This is a genomic window from Burkholderia sp. 4NA327C6 (assembly GCF_005502655.1).
Taxonomy (GTDB): domain Bacteria; phylum Pseudomonadota; class Gammaproteobacteria; order Burkholderiales; family Burkholderiaceae; genus Burkholderia; species Burkholderia contaminans.
Genome location: NZ_SCNZ01000003.1, coordinates 187616 through 207709, shown reverse-complemented (window position 1 = coordinate 207709; position 20094 = coordinate 187616). Strand labels below are relative to the sequence as shown.

Here is a 20094-nt window from a genome sequence, read left to right as displayed (position 1 = left end):
TTCGGCGGCGACTCGATCCATGACTGTGCGGCGGATCGAGGCTCCACGTCACGTGGCTACATACCCGTCGGCGAGATTGAAGCGAGCGCCGTGCAGGCATTGTAAAAAGGTTCCCTGCGCAAATACGGGCGCGATATCAAAGATAATGCGCCGCGCATGAGCGGCTGTCGACGGCCCGCCGGATACGGCTCCCGGCGGGCGTTTCGGGCCTCCGGCGGGGCGTTGCGCGGCGTACCATATCGAAACCGTGAAGCGCGGTATTCCGGATCGCGCATTGTGTGCGGCGCGCGCTTGGGCGATCCTCCCGCCGTGCGCGTTGGCCTGTGGCCCGCGCGTACCCCGAAGACGGCGAGCACGCCGGGTAACCGGGCCAGGGCGTTCGAACGGACGCAGGCACCGGAGCGTGCCGTGATTCAGCGTTCGAACGGCTGTGTGACCGTCCCCGGGATCCACCCCTGGGGGCAGACCGACGCGGAGAACGCATGAACCTCGAGCAGCACGCTGGCGCACGCGCGCCGAACACCTCCTCATCCCGCCCGAAAACCCTGCTGGTCAAGCACGCCGACGTGCTCGTGACCATGGACGACACGCGGCGCGAGCTGCGCGACGCGGGGCTCTACATCGAAGACAACCGGATCGTCGCGGTCGGCCCGTCCGCCGAGTTGCCCGAGACGGCCGACGAAGTGCTCGACCTGCGCGGCCACCTCGTGATCCCGGGGCTCGTGAACACGCACCACCACATGTACCAGAGCCTGACGCGCGCGGTGCCGGCCGCACAGAACGCCGAGCTGTTCGGCTGGCTCACGAACCTCTACAAGATCTGGGCGCACCTGACGCCCGAGATGATCGAGGTGTCGACGCTCACCGCGATGGCCGAGCTGCTGCAGTCGGGCTGCACGACGTCGAGCGATCATCTGTACATCTACCCGAACGGCAGCCGCCTCGACGACAGCATCGGCGCCGCACAGCGGATCGGCATGCGCTTTCACGCGAGCCGCGGCGCGATGAGCGTCGGCCAGCGCGACGGCGGGTTGCCGCCCGATTCCGTCGTCGAGCGCGAGCCCGACATCCTGCGCGACACGCAGCGCCTCATCGAGACCTATCACGACGAAGGGCGTTACGCGATGCTGCGCGTGGTGGTTGCGCCGTGTTCGCCGTTCTCGGTGAGCCGCGACCTGATGCGCGACGCGGCCGTGCTCGCGCGCGAATACGGCGTATCGCTGCACACGCACCTCGCGGAGAACGTCAACGACATCGCATACAGCCGCGAGAAGTTCGGGATGACGCCCGCCGAATATGCGGAGGATCTCGGCTGGGTCGGCCACGACGTGTGGCATGCGCACTGCGTGCAGCTCGACGATGCGGGCATCGGCCTGTTCGCGCGCACGGGCACGGGCGTCGCGCACTGTCCGTGCTCGAACATGCGGCTCGCGTCCGGCATCGCGCCGGTGAAGAAGATGCGTCTCGCGGGCGTGCCGGTCGGCCTCGGCGTCGACGGCTCCGCATCGAACGACGGCGCGCAGATGGTGGCCGAGGTACGCCAGGCGCTGCTGCTGCAGCGGGTCGGTTTCGGGCCCGACGCAATGACCGCGCGCGAAGCGCTCGAGATCGCGACGCTCGGCGGCGCGAAGGTGCTGAACCGCGACGACATCGGCGCGCTGAAGCCCGGCATGGCCGCGGACTTCGCCGCATTCGACCTGCGCCAGCCGCTGTTCGCGGGCGCGCTGCACGATCCGGTCGCGGCGCTCGTGTTCTGCGCGCCGTCGCAGACGGCGTACACGGTGGTGAACGGGAAGGTGGTGGTGCGGGAAGGGCGGCTCGCGACGCTCGACCTGCCGCCCGTGATCGAGCGTCACAACGCGCTCGCGCACGCCCTCGTGGAAGCTGCGCGCTGACGCGTCGGCGGGGAGGTCGCGCAGCACGTTGCGGATCGGGTGCGCGGCCGTTGCGGCCACCGCCCGCCGCGGCCACGCGCAACGGCGTGACCGGCGTGCTCGGTGCGCGGCTTATGCCTCGATCAGCGTGCGGGTGGCTTCGGCGACGAGGCTGCGCAGCCAGCGTACTTCGTCGGAGTAGTGGCAGCGCTCGTGCCACAGCTGGTAGTACTGCATCGGCGGGAAGTCGAGCGGCGCCGGCACGACCGACAGCGGCAGGAACTTCGCGTAGTGATCGGCGAACAGCCGCGTGGTCGTGAAGATCAGGTCCGACTTCACGAGCACGTAAGGCGCGAGATTGAAGTACGGCAGCGTGACGACCACGTGGCGCTTGAGCCGTTCGCGCGCGAGATGCACGTCGATCGCGCCGCGCTGGCCGACCGAGTAGGGCGTCGGCGCGAGATGCGGCGCGTTCAGGTACTGGTCGAGCGTCAGCCCGCCGCGCTTCGCGAACGGGTGCGTGTTGCTCATCAGGCAGACGATTTCGTCGACGAACAGGTTCGACAGGTGCAGCTGCTCGGGCGGTTCGGGCCAGTTGCCGACGACGATGTCGAGCTTGCCGTCTTCCAGCGCGAGCTCATAGTCGAACGCGGGGCCGAGCGAATGGAATTCGAGCGTCGCGTTCGGCGCGGCCTGTCGGAAGCGCTCGACCACGGTCGGCACGAACAGCACGTTCAGGTAGTCGGGGCAGCCGATCCGGTAGCAGCGGATCGACGTGGCCGGGTCGAAGTTGTGCTGCTGGAACTTGATGCGCTCGATTTCACGCAACGCGTTCTGCACGGGCTCGAGCAGGCGCAGCCCGTATTCGGTCGGCACCATGCCGGATTTGCCGCGCACCAGCAGCGGATCGCCGGTGATGTCGCGCAGGCGCCGCAGCGCGGCGCTGATCGCCGGTTGCGACTGGTTCAGTTTGACGGCCGCGCGCGTGACGCTGCGCTCCATCAACAAGGTGTGCAAGACGCGCAAGAGGTACGTGTCGATCGCCTCGCGTTGCTGACTCATGTTATCTCCGGTTTATATGGCTGGGCTGATCGAGGGATGGGGTGGGTATATTGTTTTTAATATGAACGAAAATCAGCGTCAAGAGATGGATACCCGCGGCTACCCGCCGGCGGGGGCTCGACCAGGGGGCCGGACGAGGTGAAATGCGGGACGCGCTGCGCCCCGCGGGTCCGTATTGCACGGATCCGGATCGCGACGCGGCGGGTGAGGCGACGGGTGCGTCAGTCGTCGATACGCATGCCGACCTTCAGCGTGACCTGCCAGTGCACGACCTGGTCGCCTTCGACGTGGCCGCGCGTTTCGGTCACCTGGAACCAGTGCAGGTTATGTAGCGTCTTGCCGGCTTTCGAGATCGCGTTGCGGATGGCGTCGTCGCTCGATTTCTGCGACGAACCGGTCAACTCGATCATCTTGTACACGTGGTCGCTCATGATGCGCTCCCTGGGATGTCGGTATGGATGGCCGGCGCAAGCCGTGGTCCCGAAGCGGCGCCGCGCGTGCCCGGCTTCTTGAGTGATAGGTATGATGGGCGGCAAGTGCAACCCATATCGGAGACGAGGAACATCGTGGAAGTCGGATTTTGCGGACCGGGATTGATGGGCGCGCCGATGATTCGGCATTTGCTGGCGGCCGGGCATCGCGTGAGCGTATGGAATCGTTCGCGCGAGAAGGCCGAGGCGCTCGTGAACGACGGGGCGCAGGTAGTCGGTACGCCGCGCGAACTGGCCGAGCGCGTCGAGACGGTATTCGTGTGCGTGCTCGACGGGCGCGCGGTGGGCGATGTCGTGTTCGGCGAGCACGGGCTGCTTTCCGGTGATGCGGGCGCGCGCCGCGTGCAGCGCATCGTCGATCATTCGAGCATTCCGCCCGCCGCCACGCGCGACTACGCGGCGCGTGCGGCCGCGCTCGGGGTCGGCTGGGTCGATGCGCCGGTGTCGGGCGGCGTGCCCGGCGCGCAGGCCGGCACGCTCGCGGTGATGGCCGGCGGCCGCGCGGCCGATCTCGACGCGGTGCGAGCGCTGATCGATACGTACGCGTCGCGCATCACGCACATGGGCGACGCGGGCGCGGGCCAGACGGCGAAGCTGTGCAACCAGGCGATCGTGACCGCGACGGTCACCGCGATCGCCGAGGCGGTCGGCCTGGCGCAGGCAAGCGGCATCGACGCCGCGCGACTCGCCGAAGCGCTGGCCGGCGGCTGGGCCGATTCGGTGCTGCTGCAGACGTTCGTGCCGCGCATGACGTCGGGCGGTCATCCGCCGATCGGCGCGCTGAGTACTTTCCAGAAGGATGTCGACGCAATCGCCGACGCGGCGCGCGACACGGGTGCCGTGATGCCCGTGTCGGCCACCGTGCAGCAAGTATTGCGGCTCGGCGCTGCGCAGGGGCTCGCCGGCGCCGATTTCGCCGCGTTCATCGACATCGTGCGGCCGGGCAACGGCCGCCGGCAGGCGTCGTGACGGACAAGCGGGGCGTGTGAATGGCAGATGGGCCGCGCGGAGGCGGCCCATCGAATGGCGGGGCGATCAGCCGAGGGAGCGTGGTGTCGTGTCGCCGGCGTTCTGGCGGCCGAGCCCGCCGCGCAGGCTCGCTTTCGTGCCTGCACCAAACTCGGGCAGGATGCGCGCACGCGCACGGCTGGCGAACACGAGGAAGCCGAAGCCGTTTGCTTCATACCAGTATCCGCCGTTCTCGAGGCCGTCCAGCGGCTGCTCGAGCGCGTTGGCGATCGACTCGATGCAGCGCTTGCGCAGTTCGGCGATGGCGGGATAAGGCGGCTGGGCGCCGCGCACGCTGCACAGGAGCACGTCGAGACCGGGCAGCACATGTGCGTACAGGACGGGCTCGTCCTGCGCACGGGCGCGGGCAATCTTGGTGTCGAGCTGGGCAAACGGTTTCGAGTGGCGCAATACCGCGAGGAATGACTCCTGGCCATCCTGCTGGGCACGCCGACGTTTTTTCGGGAAGGACATAAACACTCGCCTCAAAAACAATTGCAAGAAATGCGGCACTTTCATGCGACCCACTCCCGGCTATGTACGCCGCATGTCGATCCTTTATAGCACACGAAAATGCTGCCTTCGTGCAGTACGACGATCAATGTCTCCCGTCGACCTGCTCGCCATGATCGACACAGCCAGCGTCTTGGCGCCCGTACTGTCGTTTAGTCTCCATCATAGACCTGCTTTCCCCGCGCGTGCATTCGCCCGTCACAAAAAAGTGAGATAGGCCGCATGCGGCGGTGCATCGCGCACGCAATAAAAAGGCCCGCACGGGGCGGGCCTGGCTGGCGGGGCGCCTGGCGATCAGCGCTGCTTCAGCGAATCGCGGATCTCGCGCAGCAGCACCGTGTCTTCCGGCGTCGCGGCCGGCGCGGCTTCTTCCGGCTTGCGCAGCTTGTTGATGAATTTCACCATCAGGAAAATGATGAACGCGAGGATGACGAAATTGATTGCCACCGTGATGAACGAGCCGTAGCCGAACGCGGCGACACCCGCGGCCTGCAGGTCCTTGAACGAATCGGGATTACCCTTGAACGTCGGGGGAATGGTGCCGAGCAGAACGAACTTGTTCGAGAAATCCAGGCCGCCGGTCAGCACGCCGATGACCGGCATGATGAGGTCTTTCACGACCGAGTCGACGATCTTCGAGAACGCGCCGCCAATGATCACGCCGACGGCGAGATCCATGACGTTGCCCTTGACGGCGAACTCCTTGAATTCCTTGATGATGCTCATGAGCGGCTTTCTCCTGTTTGGGGCGAGAGGAGGCGTGCCGCGACGCGCAGGGATGCAGAGCGTCGAATGAGGGTCGGTGGCACGCCGATGGCCGCATGATAGCGAACGCTCCCCATTGCCGGTAGTCCATCTTGAAATGATTGACAAATCCGCGCGTCGGCGCGGCCGGCCATGCAGGGGAGCGTGGCGTGCGTGGCAGCGCGTCGCGGGTGCGTCGACGCGCTGCGTGGCGTCAGGTGTTGTCGTCGGTCCAGCCGTCGTCGTTGCTGCCGAGATCCATGCCGCCGCCACCGTTGCCGTCGCTCCAGTTCGAACTGTCGCCGCGGCCGAGGTCGAAGCCCGGGTCGTTGTCCTGCCGGCGGCGCTCGCCGTCGACGATCACGTCGCGTTCGACCACGCGCTCGCGGCCGCCCGACATCGCCTCGCCGAGCAACACACCGGTCAGCAACCCGCCCATGCCGCCGCCGAAACCCCCGCCGCCTTGCTGGATCACCACCGGCGGTTGCTGTTGCGGGTAGGGCTGCTGCGGGTACGGCTGGCCTTGCGCGCCCGTCATGCGATCGGCTTCCTGCGCATACACGGAGCCGCTGCCGTTCGCCGGCGCCGCGGGCTGCGCGGCCGGATCGGGACGGCCTTCGATGCGTGCCTTCACGCTCGCATGACGCTGTTCGAGTTCGTCGACGCGATACGGCGGCACCGGATTCTTGCCGTTCGACAGCGATTCGACGAGCGTGCGCGCATCGGTCTCGATCGCTTCGAGTTCGCCCGTGAGTGCCGCGGCGCCGGGCGCCGTCGACAGCTTCGCGTCGAGTTTCAGCGGGCGGATGTCGTTCAACACGTCGGTGGCGCGCTTGAGCTGCGAGCGGCGTTCGTCGTCGGCGCGGCTGTCGTCGGCCGTGCGTGCGCGCCGCAGCGTCCAGCGCAGCACCAGCGCGATCACCGCAGCGATCAGCCCAAAGCCGATCCACATGCCGGTCGACGGGCCGTGTTTTTCGGCCGGCGCGACGGCGGGCGCGAGCGACGATTGCAGCGTGCCGGCCTGCGTGGCCGACGGCACGTTGCCGCTCACGCGTGCCGCGTCGGCGCGGATGCGCGACTCGGTCTGCGCGAAGCGCGAAGCATCGGTGAACTTGAGTTGCGGATCGAGCGATTTTGCGCGCTGCAACTGCGCGAGTGCGTCGGACGCGCGGCCTTCGCGGTCCAGCACCTGTGCGTACAGGTAGCGCGCATGCGCGTTGTTCGGATGGGCGTCGATGACTTGCGACAGCTGCGTGTCGGCTTGCTGCCAGTTGCGTTGCGCGATCGACTGCTCGACCTGCTGCAGCGACGGGACCGCAAACGCGGCGGACGACAGCAACATCAGCGAGAGGCCGAGTGCGGCGAGAGATTTCTTCATGGTCGAACCGGGCGCAGGCGCCCGTCTCCTGACGATCGGTTCGCGCCGCGCCCGGGGCGGACGGCGGCGCGGTGGCCCGCAGATATCGTTACTGCGCGGGCGTGTCGAGCTGCTTCTTCAGCGCGGCGAGGCGATCCTCGACCGACGGGCCCTTGTTCAGCGCGGCGAGCTTGTCGTCGAGCGCCTTGCCGCTCGACGTGTCGGCCGAATTCAGGCGCGCGTCCGAGCGTGCGTTCTGCAGCGCGACCTTGTCCTCGAGCTTCTGGAAGTCCTCGGACAGGTTCTTGCCGCCGATGCCGCCCAGCGCGCTGGCCGCGACGTCCTTCGCCTGCGCGATCTCCTGCTTGGCCTGCAGGATGTTCGAGCGGGCATTCAGGTCGTTGCGGCGCTGACGCATGTCGGCGATCTGCCCCTTCAGCTTGTCGACCGACGGCTCGAGCGTCGTCAATTCCGCTGCGAGCGCGTCGCGCTCGGCTTCCGCGTTCGACTGCGCGCCGAGCGCCTCGCGGGCGAGTGCTTCATCGCCGGCCTGCAGCGCGCGCTTCGCGCCTTCCTCGTACTTCTTCACCTTGTCGTCGGCCGCATCGCGTTTGCTGCGCTGGGTCGCGACCTGTGCCTCGATCTCGATCAGCGAATTCTCGGCACGGCCGATGCTGTCGTCGAGCTCCCGCACGATCTGCCGTGCGTCGCGCGACGGATCCTGTACCGAATCGGCCGCATCGTTCAGCAGGCCTTTGATCGTGCGCGAAACAGAGTCGAAAAGCGACATGAAATCCTCCGTGGTTGATAGGCGCCGCGTGAGAGCGGCAGTGCCCGTTGCGAGCCGGTTCCGACCCGCATGAGCCGGCGGATATTACACCACCGGTTCACTTAAATACGGCTTAAACGCGCGAGTTCAAGCGGCTGGCGCATCAGGATGTCGAACCTTTCGCGATTGAAAGAAAATCCGCCGTGCGCGTGATATTGCGTGTCCATGATAGGCAGAGGATGACGACAATACGTTCCTCAAATCACGGCATTGCGGGAATTTTTACAAAAAATCGCGAAGGCATCCGGTCGATTTCATTAAAATGCGCTGTCCCGTCGCGGGAACGGATCGCCGCGCGGCGGGGTCTGTCGACGTGACAGCCGCATCACGCTGTATCCGCTCTGATTCATTCGCCTGCATTTCCGCATGCGTCCGAGGGCGCCACGACCGCCCGCCATTCCGACATGCCAATTATCAAACGACCGCCTTCTTCTTCCGACAGGAACGAACCCCACTACACGCTGCGCCGTTCGCCGTCCGGAGCCTATTACCCCGATGACGACGATCGCGACGACGGCCGCCGCACCCAGCGCAGCGGCGGCGGAGGGCGCGGTCGCTCGTTCGGCTCGCGCGTCATGCTGTGGTTCGCCGGCCTCATCGCGACGCTGGCGATCGTCGGCGCGCTGATCGTCGGCTACGCGCTGGTCGTGATGGCGCCGCAGCTGCCGTCGCTCGATGCGCTGACCAACTACCAGCCGAAGGTGCCGCTGCGCGTATTCACGGCCGACCACGTGCTGATCGGCGAGTTCGGCGAGGAGCGCCGCAGCCTCGTGCGCTTCCAGGACATTCCGGACGTGATGAAGAAGGCGGTGCTCGCGATCGAGGACTACCGCTTTTACGAACACGGCGGCGTCGACTTCGTCGGCATCCTGCGCGCCGGTGTCGCCGACCTGATGCACGGCGGCGCGCGCCAGGGCGCTAGCACGATCACGATGCAGGTCGCGCGCAACTTCTTCCTGTCGAGCGAGAAGACCTACACGCGCAAGATTTACGAAATGCTGCTCGCGTACAAGATCGAGAAGGCCCTGACGAAGGACCAGATTCTCGAGCTGTACATGAACCAGATCTATCTCGGCCAGCGCTCGTACGGCTTCGCGGCCGCCGCGCGCGTGTATTTCGGCAAGGACCTGAAGGACATCACGCTGGCCGAAGCCGCGATGCTCGCGGGGCTGCCGAAAGCGCCGTCCGCGTATAACCCGGTCGTCAATCCGAAGCGCGCGAAGGTGCGCCAGGAGTACATCCTGAAGCGCATGCTCGAGGTCGGCTACATCACGCAGCCGCAGTACGACGCGGCCGTGAAGGAAGAGATCCACGTGCGCACGCCGGGCAACCAGTACGCGGTGCACGGCGAGTACGTCGCCGAGATGGTGCGGCAGATGATGTACCAGCAGTACAAGGACGAAACCTATACGCGCGGGCTGACCGTCACGACGACGATCAACTCGTCCGACCAGGAAGCCGCTTACCAGGCCGTGCGCCGCGGCATTCTCGACTACGAGCGCCGCCACGGCTATCGCGGGCCGGAAGCGTCGATCAAGCTGCCCGCGGCCGGCGACGACCGCGACGAGGCGATCGACGACGCGCTCGCCGATCACCCGGACAACGGCGATCTGCAGTCGGCGGTCGTGCTGTCGGCATCGCCGAACGCGGTCGAGGTGCAGTTCGTCGGCGGCGCGAACACGACGATCGGCCCGGCCGGGCTGCGCTTCGTGGCGGGCGCGCTCAGCCCCCGCGCGAACGACACGCTGCGCATCAAGCCGGGCTCCGTCGTGCGCGTGCTGAAGGACGGCAAGACGGGCTGGCAGGTCGTGCAGCTGCCGCAGGTCGAAGGCGCGCTCGTCGCGATCGCGCCGCAGGACGGCGCGATCCGTTCGCTCGTCGGCGGCTTCGACTTCAACAAGAGCAAGTTCAACCACGTGACGCAGGCCTGGCGGCAGCCGGGCTCGTCGTTCAAGCCGTTCATCTACTCGGCGTCGCTCGACAAGGGCATGGGGCCGGCGACGATGATCAACGATGCGCCGCTGTACTTCCCGCCGAGCGTCCCGGGCGGCACCGCATGGGAGCCGAAGGACGACGACCAGCCGGACGGCCCGATGACGATGCGCACCGGCCTGCAGCGTTCGAAGAACCTCGTGTCGATCCGGATCCTCGCGTCGATCGGTACGCAGTACGCGCAGCAGTACGTGACGCAGCGCTTCGGTTTCGATCCCGCGAAGACGCCGCCTTACCTGCCGATGGCGCTCGGCGCGGGCCTCGTGACGCCGCTGCAGTTGGCAACCGGCTATGCGGTGTTCGCGAACGGTGGCTACAAGGTCGATCCGTACCTGATCGCCGAAGTCGACGACGCACGCGGCCAGGCGCTGCAGAAGTCGCAGCCGGTGCTGGCGGGCAGCACGGCGCCGCGCACGATCGAAGGCCGCAACGCGTACGTGATGAACAGCCTGCTGCATTCGGTCGCGACGGCCGGTACGGGCGCGGGCACCAACGTACTGGGCCGCAGCGACCTGCAGGGCAAGACGGGTACGACGAACGACGCGAAGGACGGCTGGTTCGCCGGCTACCAGCAGTCGCTCGTCGCGGTCGCGTGGATGGGTTTCGACCAGCCGAAGAGCCTCGGCAGCCGAGAATTCGGCGCGCAGCTCGCATTGCCGATCTGGGTGAACTACATGCGCACCGCGCTGAACGGTGTACCCGAGCAGCAGATGCCGATGCCGGACGGCCTGACCTCGATCGACGGCGAGCTGTACTACGCCGATCGCACGCCGGGCAACGGCTTCGTCGCGAACGTCGACATCAACCCGGCGGAGAACGCGATCAGCGCGAACGACGCACTCGGCTCGGCCGGTGCGGCGGGGCTTGCGCCGCCGCCCGTCACGCCGCAGGAGAAGCAGCAGATCATGGACATGTTCGAGAACAAGTAAGCGGCACGCTGCTGTTCCAGCATGCGACGGGCGCCTTCGGGCGCCCGTTTTTTTTGCGCGAATGGCCGGCAGGCGGAGAAGGGGGAAATCAGAACGATGCGCAGGCGGGCACGACGGTCATGCCGACCGATTGCTGGTGGAATCGCTGCATGTACGCTTGCCGGATCGCGGCGAGCCGCGCACGTGTATCGGGCGTGTCGTCCGCGATGATACGGATCACGAAGCTGTCTTCGCGCGTGATCCCGCCGCTGGCCCGGTCGCGCCACTGGCCGTGCGTGTCCCAGTAGGTGAGGCCGTCGGGGAACCGTGGGGTGACCGTATCGGCGAGGAATGCCGCGCGCTCCGCATCGGTGACGGGGCCGCGCCCCGTGATGTCGCGCCCGAACAGCAGGTCGGCCTGCAGCATGCGGTTTTCGCCCGGCTGCGTGCAGGCCGGCGATGTGCCGACGACGGGCGACGGCGGTGCCGCGCAACCGGCGAGCAGTGCGATCGCCATGACACATGCGGCCAGCGACCGCATCTGCCCATTTCGTGACGATCGACCTCCACGTGCGCAAAACGCTGCGCGCTCAACCACTTGCGTGCTTGTCCGGCGGGTTATCAACAGGGCTGTCAACATAATCTGGGGATAACCCTAGGTTCGTCCACGCGTGCCCGACGTGGGGTCAGTGCTGCAGTTTCGCGTGCGCGAGATGCATGCCGAGCGTGGCGGGGTCGGTATTGGTGCCCGATAGCAGCACGCCGACGCGCTTGCCCTGCAGCGTTTCGCGCAGCGGGCCGAGCAGGGCGGCCAGCGCAGCCGCGCACGCCGGTTCGACCGACAGTTTCAGTTGCGAGAACAGGAACAGCATCGCGGCCCGCAGCGCGTCGTCGGACACGGTGACGATGCGGTCGACGTGGCGTCGGCACAGCTGGTAGCTGTATTCCTCGGTATGCGGCGCCATCAGCGAATCGGCGATCGTCTGCATCGCGCTCATCTTGATCGTGTGATTTGCCGCGAAGCTGCGGCTCATCGCGTCGGCGCCTTCCGGCTCGACACCGTACACGTGCACGCGCGGATTCGCGAGCCGCAACGCGGTCGCCATGCCGGCCGCGAGCCCGCCGCCGCCGATCGGCACGATCACCGCGTCGAGGTCCGGAGTCTGCGTCGCCCATTCGTAGCCGAGCGTCGCGGTGCCGAGAATCGTGTGATAGCCGTTGAACGGATGGATGAAGAAGCGGCCTTCCTCGGCCTCGATCCGCCGGACCAGGTCGAATGCCTGCGACGCGCTGCCGGCCAGCACGACTTCCGCGCGGTACTGCTTGCACTGCGCGATGCGCGACGGGCTTGCGGTGTGGAACATCACGACCTTGGCGCTGCTGCCGAGCCGCATCGCCGCATACGCGACGGCCGCCGCGTGATTGCCGGCCGACACGCAGGTGACGCCGGCGTTCTTGCGGGCTTCGTCGAGCGCGAGCAGGTGCGTGAACGCGCCGCGCGCCTTGAAGCTGCCGCTCACCTGCAGCAGCTCGAACTTGAAGTTGACGTGCGTGCCTTCGAGGGAAGGCAGGTCGGCGCGCTCGAACACGGGGGTGCGCGCGACCCACGGTGACAGCGCGAAATGCTGCGCGGCGATTTCGTCGAGCGTCGGGATCGGCTCGCCGTCGATCGTCGTATGGGCGGTGCCCTGTTGTTCAGTCGACATGACGTGGCGGGTGGCGAAGTGGGCCGGCCCGCACACGCGGGCCGGCGTGGCGGGGGGCAGTCAGTGCGCGTCGACCGACATGCTGCGGATGAACTTGCGCAGGAACTGCTCGCAGCCGGCGAGCTGCGCAAGCTCGACATATTCGTTCGGCTTGTGCGCCTGCTCGATGTTGCCGGGCCCGCACACGACGCTCGGGATGCCCGCACGTTGGAACAAACCGGCCTCGGTGCCATAGGCGACCTTGCGCTTGTCCTGGTCGGCCGTCAGCGCGCGCACGAGCTGCGTGATCGCGGCCTGTTCGGTGGCGTCGAGGCCGGGCGCCGCGGCGATCTTCGAGAATTCGATCGCGGCATTCGGATGCTCGCGAAGCATCTGCGGCAGCAGCGTGTCCCGTGCATACGCTTCGATGCGCGTGAAGATCTGCTCGGGATCGAGCGTTGGCAGGTTGCGGAACTCGAAGTCGAAGCGGCACTCGGCCGGCACCGTGTTGATCGCGTTGCCGCCCTGGATCGTGCTCGTCTGCGCGGTCGTGAACGGTACGTCATACAGTTCGTCGAACGGGCCTTCGGCGCGAAAGCGCTCGGCGATGTCGCGGATGTGGCAAATGAGGCGCGCCGCGTACTCGATCGCGTTCAGCCCCTTCGGCGTCAGCGACGAATGCGCCGCGTGGCCGCGCACGCAGCAGCGGTAAGCATTGATACCCTTGTGCGCGATGATCGGCCGCATGCTGGTCGGCTCGCCGACGATGCAGCCGGACGGTTGCACGCCGCGCTTGACGAGATCCGCAATCATCAGCGGCGCGCCTGCGCAGCCGATTTCCTCGTCGTAGGACAGCGCGAAATGGATCGGTTTCGCGAGCTTCGTCGCCTGCATCTCGGGCAGCAGCGCGAGCGCCGCGCCGATGAAGCCCTTCATGTCGCAGGTGCCGCGGCCGTACAGGCGGCCGTCGCGGATTTCCGGCGCGAACGGGTTGCTGTCCCATTGCTGGCCGTCGACCGGCACGACGTCGGTATGCCCGGACAGCACGATGCCGCCGTTCGTCGAGCCGTCGTGCGCGGGCACGGTCGCGAACAGGTTCGCCCAGCCGTCGCGCGGATCATGCGTGATCGTCGATGCGATGCCCTTCGCGGCGAGCGCGTCGCGCACCGTTTCGATCAGGCCGAGGTTCGGCACACGGCTCGTCGTGTCGATCGACACCAGTTGCTTGATCCAGGGCAGGCTGACGAGCGACGCGTCGCCTTGGGTTGCGGCGGACGGCGCTGTCGCGTCGAGAGTGGACATGGCAAAACTCCGTCTGATGAATGGGAAAATCATACTCAAAAACGCGTCGGCCCGCCCGCATCGGGCGCAGTGCGGTGCAGCAACGCCGCACCCGTCAGTATCGCGTCAGCGCACCACGGCAGTCGCTCCCTGCCTGGGTCCGAGCGCGCGCAGGGTTTCCTTGATCGTCGACACGCGGATCGCGAGATCGGGCGAGCGCGTCTCGATGCGCAGCTTGTCCTGGCCCGCGAGCTTGATGTGCCGATGCTTCTGCACCATCTCGATGATCCGCATCGGATCGATCGGCGGATTCGGCTCGAACTGCAGCCCGATCGCCACCTCGCTCGCATCGATCTTCACGATGCCGAGCGGCTTCGCGGCGATCCGCAGCCGGTGCGTCTCGACGAGCGCGTGCGCCTGCGGCGGCAGCTTGCCGAAGCGGTCGATCAGCTCTTCCTGGATACCGTCGATCGCGTCGCCGTGCTCGCAGTTCGCGAGCCGCTTGTACAGCGACAGCCGCTCCTGCACGTCCGCGCAGTAGTCGGCCGGCAGGATCGCCGGCGCGTGCAGGTTGATTTCCGTCGTCGCGGCGAGCGGGGCGGTGAGGTCGGGCTCCTTGCCGTTCTTCAGCGCCTTCACCGCGTCGTTCAGCATGTCCGTATAGAGCTGGAAGCCGATCTCGTGGATCTCGCCCGACTGCTTGTCGCCGAGCACTTCGCCGGTGCCGCGGATCTCGAGGTCGTGCATCGCAAGATAGAAGCCGGAGCCCAGTTCCTCCATCTGCTGGATCGCTTCCAGCCGGCGCTGCGCCTGCTTGGTCAGCGCCTGCGGATCGTGGACCAGCAGGTACGCATAGGCCTGGTGATGCGAGCGGCCGACGCGGCCGCGCAGCTGGTGGAGCTGCGCGAGGCCGAACTTGTCCGCGCGGTGCATGATGATCGTGTTCGCGCTCGGCACGTCGATGCCGGTCTCGATGATGGTCGTGCACAGCAGCACGTTCGCGCGCTGCGCGACGAAGTCGCGCATCACCCGTTCGAGCTCGCGTTCGTGCATCTGGCCGTGCGCGATCACGATGCGGGCTTCCGGTACGAGCGCCTCGAGCATCGCCTTGCGGTTCTCGATCGTCTCGACCTCGTTGTGCAGGAAGTACACCTGGCCGCCGCGCTTCAGTTCGCGCAGCATCGCCTCGCGGATCACGCTTTCTTCCTCGCGGCGCACGAAGGTCTTGATCGCGAGCCGCTTCTGCGGCGCGGTTGCAATGACCGAGAAATCGCGCAGCCCTTCGAGCGCCATCCCGAGCGTGCGCGGGATCGGCGTGGCGGTGAGCGTCAGCACGTCGACTTCCGCACGCAGCGCCTTCAGCGCTTCCTTCTGGCGCACGCCGAAACGGTGTTCCTCGTCGATGATCACGAGGCCGAGGCGCTTGAACTGCACGTCCGACGACAGCAGCTTGTGCGTGCCGATCACGATGTCGACGCTGCCTTCGTTGATCTGCGCGATCGCCGCGTTGACTTCCTTCGTGGTCTTGAAGCGCGACAGCTCGACGATCCGCACCGGCCAGTCGGCGAAGCGGTCGGCGAAGGTCTGCGTGTGCTGCTCGGCGAGCAGCGTGGTCGGCGACAGCAGCGCGACCTGCTTGCCGCCCAGCACCGCGATGAACGCGGCGCGCAGCGCGACCTCGGTCTTGCCGAAGCCGACGTCGCCGCACACGAGGCGGTCCATCGGCTTGCCGCTCGTCATGTCGCCGATCACGGCCGCGATGGCGGCCGCCTGGTCGGGCGTTTCCTCGAAGCCGAAGCTTTCCGCGAACTTCACGTAGTCGCGCGGATCGAGCGAGAACGCGTGGCCTTCGCGGGCCGCGCGGCGCGCGTACAGGTTCAGCAACTCGGCGGCCGTATCGCGGATCTGCTGTGCGGCCTTGCGCTTCGCGCGCTCCCACTGGCCGGAGCCGAGCGCGTGCAGCGGCGCGCTGTCGGGATCGGCGCCGCTGTAGCGCGAGATCACGTGCAATTGCGCGACCGGCACGTAGAGCTTGCTGTCGCCCGAGTATTCGAGATGCAGGAATTCCGTCTCGCCTTCGCCGAGATCCATCGACACGAGGCCCATGTAGCGGCCGATGCCGTGCTGCGCGTGGACGACCGGGTCGCTCACCTTCAGCTCCGACAGGTCGCGCACCATCGCGTCGACGTTGCTCGCCTGTTCCTGCCGGCGGCGGCCCGCGCGGCGGCCGAGCGCGCCGTACAGTTCGGTCTCGGTGACGATCGCGTAGCCTTCGCCCGGCACCGCGAAGCCGTTCGAGAGCGGCGCGACGCCGAGTGCGAAGCGTGCGTCGCTCTCGAGCCAGCCGGCGAAGTGGTCGTTCGATGTGGGGCGCAGATGGTGTTCGGCGAGCAGTTGGAGGATCGTCTCGCGGCGGCCGGCCGATTCGACGGTCAGCAGCACGCGCTTGCCCGACGATTCGACGAACGTGCGCAGCGCGGCGAGCGGATCGTCGGCATGGCGATCGACCGTGAGTTCGGGCAGGCCCGTTGCCCAGCCGCCGGCCGGCTGCGCCGGGAGCACGACGCGCGCGAACGGCTTCGCGAATGCGAAGAAATCCTCGTCGGACAGGAACAGGCGCTGCGGTTCGAGGATCGGCCGCTCGCGATCGTGCGCGAGGAACGCATGGCGCTGCTTCGTATCGGCCGTGAAGCGGCGGATCGACGCTTCGAGATCGCCGGTGAACACGAGGTGCGCATCCTGCGGCAGGTAGTGGAACAGCGTGGCGGTTTCGTCGAAGAACAGCGGCAGGTAGTACTCGATGCCGGCCGACGGCACGCCGTTGCCGATGTCCTTGTAGATCGGCGCGCGGCTCGGGTCGCCTTCGAAGGTTTCGCGCCAGCGGCTGCGGAAGGCCGTGCGCGCGGCTTCGTCGAACGGGAACTCGCGGCCGGGCAAAAGACGCACGTCGCGCACCGGGTAGAGGCTGCGCTGCGTGTCCGGGTCGAACGCGCGGATCGAGTCGACCTGGTCGTCGAACAGGTCGATCCGGTACGGCAGCGGCGAGCCCATCGGGTACAGGTCGATCAGCGATCCGCGCACGCAGTATTCGCCGGGCCGCACGACCTGGCTTACGTGCTCGTAGCCGGCCAGCGTGAGCTGCGCCTTCAGCTTCGCCTCGTCGAGCCGCTCGCCCTGCGCGAATGCGAACGTGTACGCGGCCATGAAAGACGCAGGCGGCATCCGGTACAGCGCGGTGGTCGCGGGTACGAGCAGGATGTCGCAGCGGCCCTCGCCGAGGTCGTGCAGCGTCGCGAGACGTTCGGACACGAGGTCCTGGTGCGGCGAGAACGTGTCGTACGGCAGCGTTTCCCAGTCCGGCAGCAGGCGCACGCGCGCGTCGGGTGAAAAGTAGCGGATTTCCTGCGAGAGCCGCTGCGCGTCGACCGCGTTCGCGCAGATCACCGCAAGGAGCGGCACGTCCTGGCGGTTGTCGGCGAGATAACGGGCGATGGCGAGCGCGTCGGCGGAACCATGCGCGCCGTCGAAGGCGAAGCGCTGGCCGGGCTTGACGCGGGCAACGGGCGAGGCGGACGGGGTGGAAGCGTTATCTGGCATAGGGACGACAGGGGTGGCGTGCACGGGCGCATCGCGGTGCGCCGGTCGAGACGAAAGACCTATTATAAAATCCGCTTCTCGATTTCATCTTACCGGCGTTTCCCTTCGTGACTCCCCGACTTTTCGCCCTGATTCCCTGCGCCGGCACCGGCAGCCGTTCCGGCTCGGCCGTGCCGAAGCAATACCGCACGCTGGCCGGCCGTGCGCTGCTGCACTACACGCTTGCCGCGTTCGACGCGTGCAGCGAATTCGCGCAGACGCTCGTCGTCCTCGCGCCCGACGATTCCCATTTCGACGCGCGGCGCTTCGCGGGCCTGCGCTTCGCGGTGCGCCGCTGCGGCGGCGGTTCGCGCCAGGCGTCGGTGCTGAACGGGCTGCTCGAACTGGCCGAATTCGGCGCGACCGACCACGACTGGGTGCTGGTGCACGACGCCGCCCGCCCGGGCATCACGCCGGAACTGATCCGCACGCTCGTCGCGACGCTGAAGGACGATCCGGTCGGCGGCATCGTCGCGCTGCCGGTGGCCGATACGCTCAAGCGCGTGCCGGCCGGCGGCGACGCGATCGCGCGCACCGAGTCGCGCGACGCGCTGTGGCAGGCGCAGACGCCGCAGATGTTCCGCATCGGCATGCTGCGCGAGGCGATCCTGCGCGCGCAGCGCGAAGGGCACGACCTGACCGACGAAGCGAGCGCGATCGAATGGGCCGGCCATACGCCGCGCGTCGTGCAGGGCAGCCTGCGCAATTTCAAGGTCACGTACCCGGAAGATTTCGCGCTTGCGGAAGCGATCCTCGCGCGTTCCACGAACGCTTCCTGACATTCACCCCCTCACAATCGGAATACGCATGGATTTCAGAATCGGACAAGGCTACGACGTGCACCAGCTCGTCGAGGGGCGCGCCCTCATCATCGGCGGTGTGACGATTCCGTACGAACGCGGCCTGCTCGGCCACTCGGATGCGGACGTGCTGTTGCACGCGATCACCGACGCGCTGTTCGGCGCGGCGGCGCTCGGCGACATCGGCCGCCATTTCTCCGACACGGACGCGGCGTTCAAGGGCGCCGACAGCCGCGTGCTGCTGCGCGAGTGCGCCGCACGCATCAAGGCGGCCGGTTTCACGATCCAGAACGTCGACAGCACCGTGATCGCCCAGGCGCCGAAGCTGGCGCCGCATATCGACGGGATGCGCGCGAACATCGCGGCCGATCTCGGGCTGCCGCTCGATCGCGTGAACGTGAAGGCGAAGACCAACGAGAAGCTCGGCTATCTCGGCCGCGGCGAGGGGATCGAGGCGCAGGCCGCCGCGCTGCTGGTGAAGCAGGGCGGCTGACGCGGGGCTGCGGCGGCGCGCGGTTCGCGCGCCGCGCCGCACCGCGCTGCGGAAATGAAAAATGCCACGCGGATGCGTGGCATTTTCGTTTGGAGCGACTACCGGGCCGGCGCGGTCGCCGGCCGGGCGGTGCAACCGCTTATTCGCCTTCCGCGGCGATCACTTGCGCGGCGGCGTTGATCACCGACGCGATGCGGCCGACGTCGCGCAGCTGCGTAACGGTCATCCCTTGCTCGTTCTTCAGCAGCGCATAGTGCGACTTCACGCAGAAGTGGCACTTGCCGACGATCGACGCGGCGAGCGCGTACATCTCGAACTTGCGCTTGTCGACGCCGCCGTGCGTCGCATACGCGCCCATCCGCAGCTCGGCGCGTTGCGTCTTCAGGTCGGCATCGTCGGCCATCTCGACATACGGATACCAGGTGTTGTTCATCCCCATCAGCGCGGCCGCCGTCAGCACGGCGTTCGTCTCTTCGGGCGACAGGACGCCGGCTTCGCGGATCGTCTTGATGAGCACCGTGCTCTTCGCCGCGATGGCCGCCGCCAGCGCGACACCGACCGCGTCGGTGCCTTCGAGCGACGAGCGCGAGATCGTGCCGTCGAGGTTCAGGCGAATGTCCTTCGCGTAGTCGGGGATACGTGCCTTAATCGAGTCGATGAATTCCATTGATATCTCCTATGGGTTGGCCGTTAAAAAAGCCCGCAGGCAGGACGTGCGCCGCGGGCTTCGTGCATCGATGCGCTTACAGCGTTGCGCCGCCGACTGCACGGTTGCACGGGCACAGTTCGTCCGTTTGCAGGCCGTCCAGAATCCGCAGGACTTCTTCCGGGCTGCGGCCGACGTTCAGGTTGTTCACCGAAACGTGCTGGATCGTGTTGTCCGGATCGACGATGAACGTTGCACGCAGGGCCACGCCGGCTTCCTTGTCGCGCACGCCGAGCTGGTCGATCAGCTCGCCCTTGACGTCGCCGAACGAGTAGTGGTTCAGCTTGTCGAGGTCCTTGTGCTCACGGCGCCATGCGAGCTTGACGAATTCGTTGTCCGAGCTGCCGCCCAGCAGGATGGCATCGCGCTCTTCGAACTGCTTCGTGAGCTTCGCGAATTCGACGATTTCCGTCGGGCACACGAACGTGAAATCCTTCGGATAGAAGTAGATGATCTTCCACTTGCCCGGGAACGACGCTTCGGTGACGGTCTCGAATGCCGACTGGCCGTTTTCCTCGTGATTGTTGAAGCCCGGCTTCGCGGCTACGACGGTGAAAGCTTCGAGTTTATCGCCCACGGTTTTCATGCGGATACTCCTGTATGAGTTGGGAAGAAGACTGAGTCAAGCTACCTCGGTGCTGCAACGATGGTGTGACAGCATGGGCAAAACTATAACACTATTAGTTAGGCGCTTCAATAGATTTTGACTAACGAC

17 protein-coding genes are annotated in these 20094 nt (G+C 66.9%); 5 read left to right on the top strand and 12 right to left on the bottom strand.

The window, feature by feature from the left end; genetic code table 11:
• The first annotated feature begins 482 nt into the window (after positions 1-482).
• Entirely contained in the window at positions 483-1895 is a 1413-nt protein-coding gene (locus FFS49_RS04570; RefSeq protein WP_039342831.1) for an 8-oxoguanine deaminase, read from the top strand.
• A gap of 111 nt (positions 1896-2006) precedes the next feature.
• Here FFS49_RS04570 and FFS49_RS04565 read toward each other — a convergent pair whose 3' ends face one another.
• Together FFS49_RS04565 and FFS49_RS04560 are read right to left on the bottom strand one after the other, a co-directional pair.
• Complete coding sequence (locus tag FFS49_RS04565) at positions 2007-2936, bottom strand: LysR substrate-binding domain-containing protein (protein ID WP_006762467.1); 930 nt, start codon at positions 2934-2936, stop codon at positions 2007-2009.
• Between the two features lie 221 nt (positions 2937-3157).
• The gene (locus tag FFS49_RS04560; RefSeq protein WP_071334647.1) at positions 3158-3367 is read right to left on the bottom strand and encodes a dodecin; all 210 of its coding nucleotides are present in this window, start codon (positions 3365-3367) and stop codon (positions 3158-3160) included.
• Between the two features lie 135 nt (positions 3368-3502).
• Between FFS49_RS04560 and FFS49_RS04555 the strand changes: the two genes are divergently transcribed.
• The gene (locus FFS49_RS04555) at positions 3503-4396 is read left to right on the top strand and encodes an NAD(P)-dependent oxidoreductase (RefSeq protein ID WP_105818628.1); all 894 of its coding nucleotides are present in this window, start codon (positions 3503-3505) and stop codon (positions 4394-4396) included.
• A gap of 66 nt (positions 4397-4462) precedes the next feature.
• Here FFS49_RS04555 and FFS49_RS04550 read toward each other — a convergent pair whose 3' ends face one another.
• From FFS49_RS04550 to FFS49_RS04535, 4 genes are all read right to left on the bottom strand, one after another.
• Positions 4463-4909, bottom strand: coding sequence for a hypothetical protein (locus FFS49_RS04550; protein WP_027784713.1), 447 nt, complete (start codon positions 4907-4909; stop codon positions 4463-4465).
• A 333-nt stretch (positions 4910-5242) separates the two neighbouring features.
• On the bottom strand, positions 5243-5674 hold the full coding sequence (gene mscL / locus FFS49_RS04545) for a large conductance mechanosensitive channel protein MscL (protein WP_006487991.1): 432 nt from the start codon (positions 5672-5674) through the stop codon (positions 5243-5245).
• Positions 5675-5906: 232 nt separating this feature from the next.
• Positions 5907-7070: a tetratricopeptide repeat protein gene (locus FFS49_RS04540; protein WP_105818627.1), complete on the bottom strand. Its 1164-nt coding sequence runs from the start codon at positions 7068-7070 to the stop codon at positions 5907-5909.
• 88 nt (positions 7071-7158) lie between these two features.
• Positions 7159-7839, bottom strand: coding sequence for a PspA/IM30 family protein (locus FFS49_RS04535; protein WP_039342846.1), 681 nt, complete (start codon positions 7837-7839; stop codon positions 7159-7161).
• 443 nt (positions 7840-8282) lie between these two features.
• Between FFS49_RS04535 and FFS49_RS04530 the strand changes: the two genes are divergently transcribed.
• Complete coding sequence (locus tag FFS49_RS04530; protein ID WP_137950996.1) at positions 8283-10799, top strand: penicillin-binding protein 1A; 2517 nt, start codon at positions 8283-8285, stop codon at positions 10797-10799.
• Positions 10800-10887: 88 nt separating this feature from the next.
• Here FFS49_RS04530 and FFS49_RS04525 read toward each other — a convergent pair whose 3' ends face one another.
• The 4 genes from FFS49_RS04525 to mfd form a co-directional block, all read right to left on the bottom strand.
• Entirely contained in the window at positions 10888-11319 is a 432-nt protein-coding gene (locus FFS49_RS04525) for a DUF3574 domain-containing protein (RefSeq protein WP_105818625.1), read from the bottom strand.
• Between the two features lie 145 nt (positions 11320-11464).
• Positions 11465-12484 carry a threonine/serine dehydratase gene (locus FFS49_RS04520; RefSeq protein ID WP_046545939.1) on the bottom strand — a complete coding sequence of 340 codons (1020 nt, stop codon included), beginning with the start codon at positions 12482-12484 and terminating at the stop codon, positions 11465-11467.
• A 60-nt stretch (positions 12485-12544) separates the two neighbouring features.
• Positions 12545-13765 (bottom strand): acetylornithine deacetylase, encoded by a 1221-nt coding sequence (gene argE, locus FFS49_RS04515; protein ID WP_071334641.1) that lies wholly within the window; start codon positions 13763-13765, stop codon positions 12545-12547.
• A gap of 105 nt (positions 13766-13870) precedes the next feature.
• Positions 13871-17341 (bottom strand): transcription-repair coupling factor, encoded by a 3471-nt coding sequence (gene mfd / locus FFS49_RS04510; RefSeq protein ID WP_105818624.1) that lies wholly within the window; start codon positions 17339-17341, stop codon positions 13871-13873.
• 107 nt (positions 17342-17448) lie between these two features.
• Between mfd and ispD the strand changes: the two genes are divergently transcribed.
• A complete protein-coding gene (gene ispD, locus FFS49_RS04505) occupies positions 17449-18159 on the top strand; it encodes a 2-C-methyl-D-erythritol 4-phosphate cytidylyltransferase (protein WP_011352390.1) in 711 nt (236 codons plus the stop codon).
• Positions 18160-18187: 28 nt separating this feature from the next.
• On the top strand, positions 18188-18673 hold the full coding sequence (ispF, locus tag FFS49_RS04500) for a 2-C-methyl-D-erythritol 2,4-cyclodiphosphate synthase (RefSeq protein ID WP_039342858.1): 486 nt from the start codon (positions 18188-18190) through the stop codon (positions 18671-18673).
• Positions 18674-18812: 139 nt separating this feature from the next.
• Here the strand turns inward: ispF and FFS49_RS04495 are convergent, their stop codons facing one another.
• Positions 18813-19340 (bottom strand): carboxymuconolactone decarboxylase family protein, encoded by a 528-nt coding sequence (locus tag FFS49_RS04495; RefSeq protein ID WP_011352388.1) that lies wholly within the window; start codon positions 19338-19340, stop codon positions 18813-18815.
• Between the two features lie 76 nt (positions 19341-19416).
• On the bottom strand, positions 19417-19965 hold the full coding sequence (locus FFS49_RS04490) for a peroxiredoxin (protein ID WP_034181176.1): 549 nt from the start codon (positions 19963-19965) through the stop codon (positions 19417-19419).
• Positions 19966-20094 lie beyond the last annotated feature (129 nt).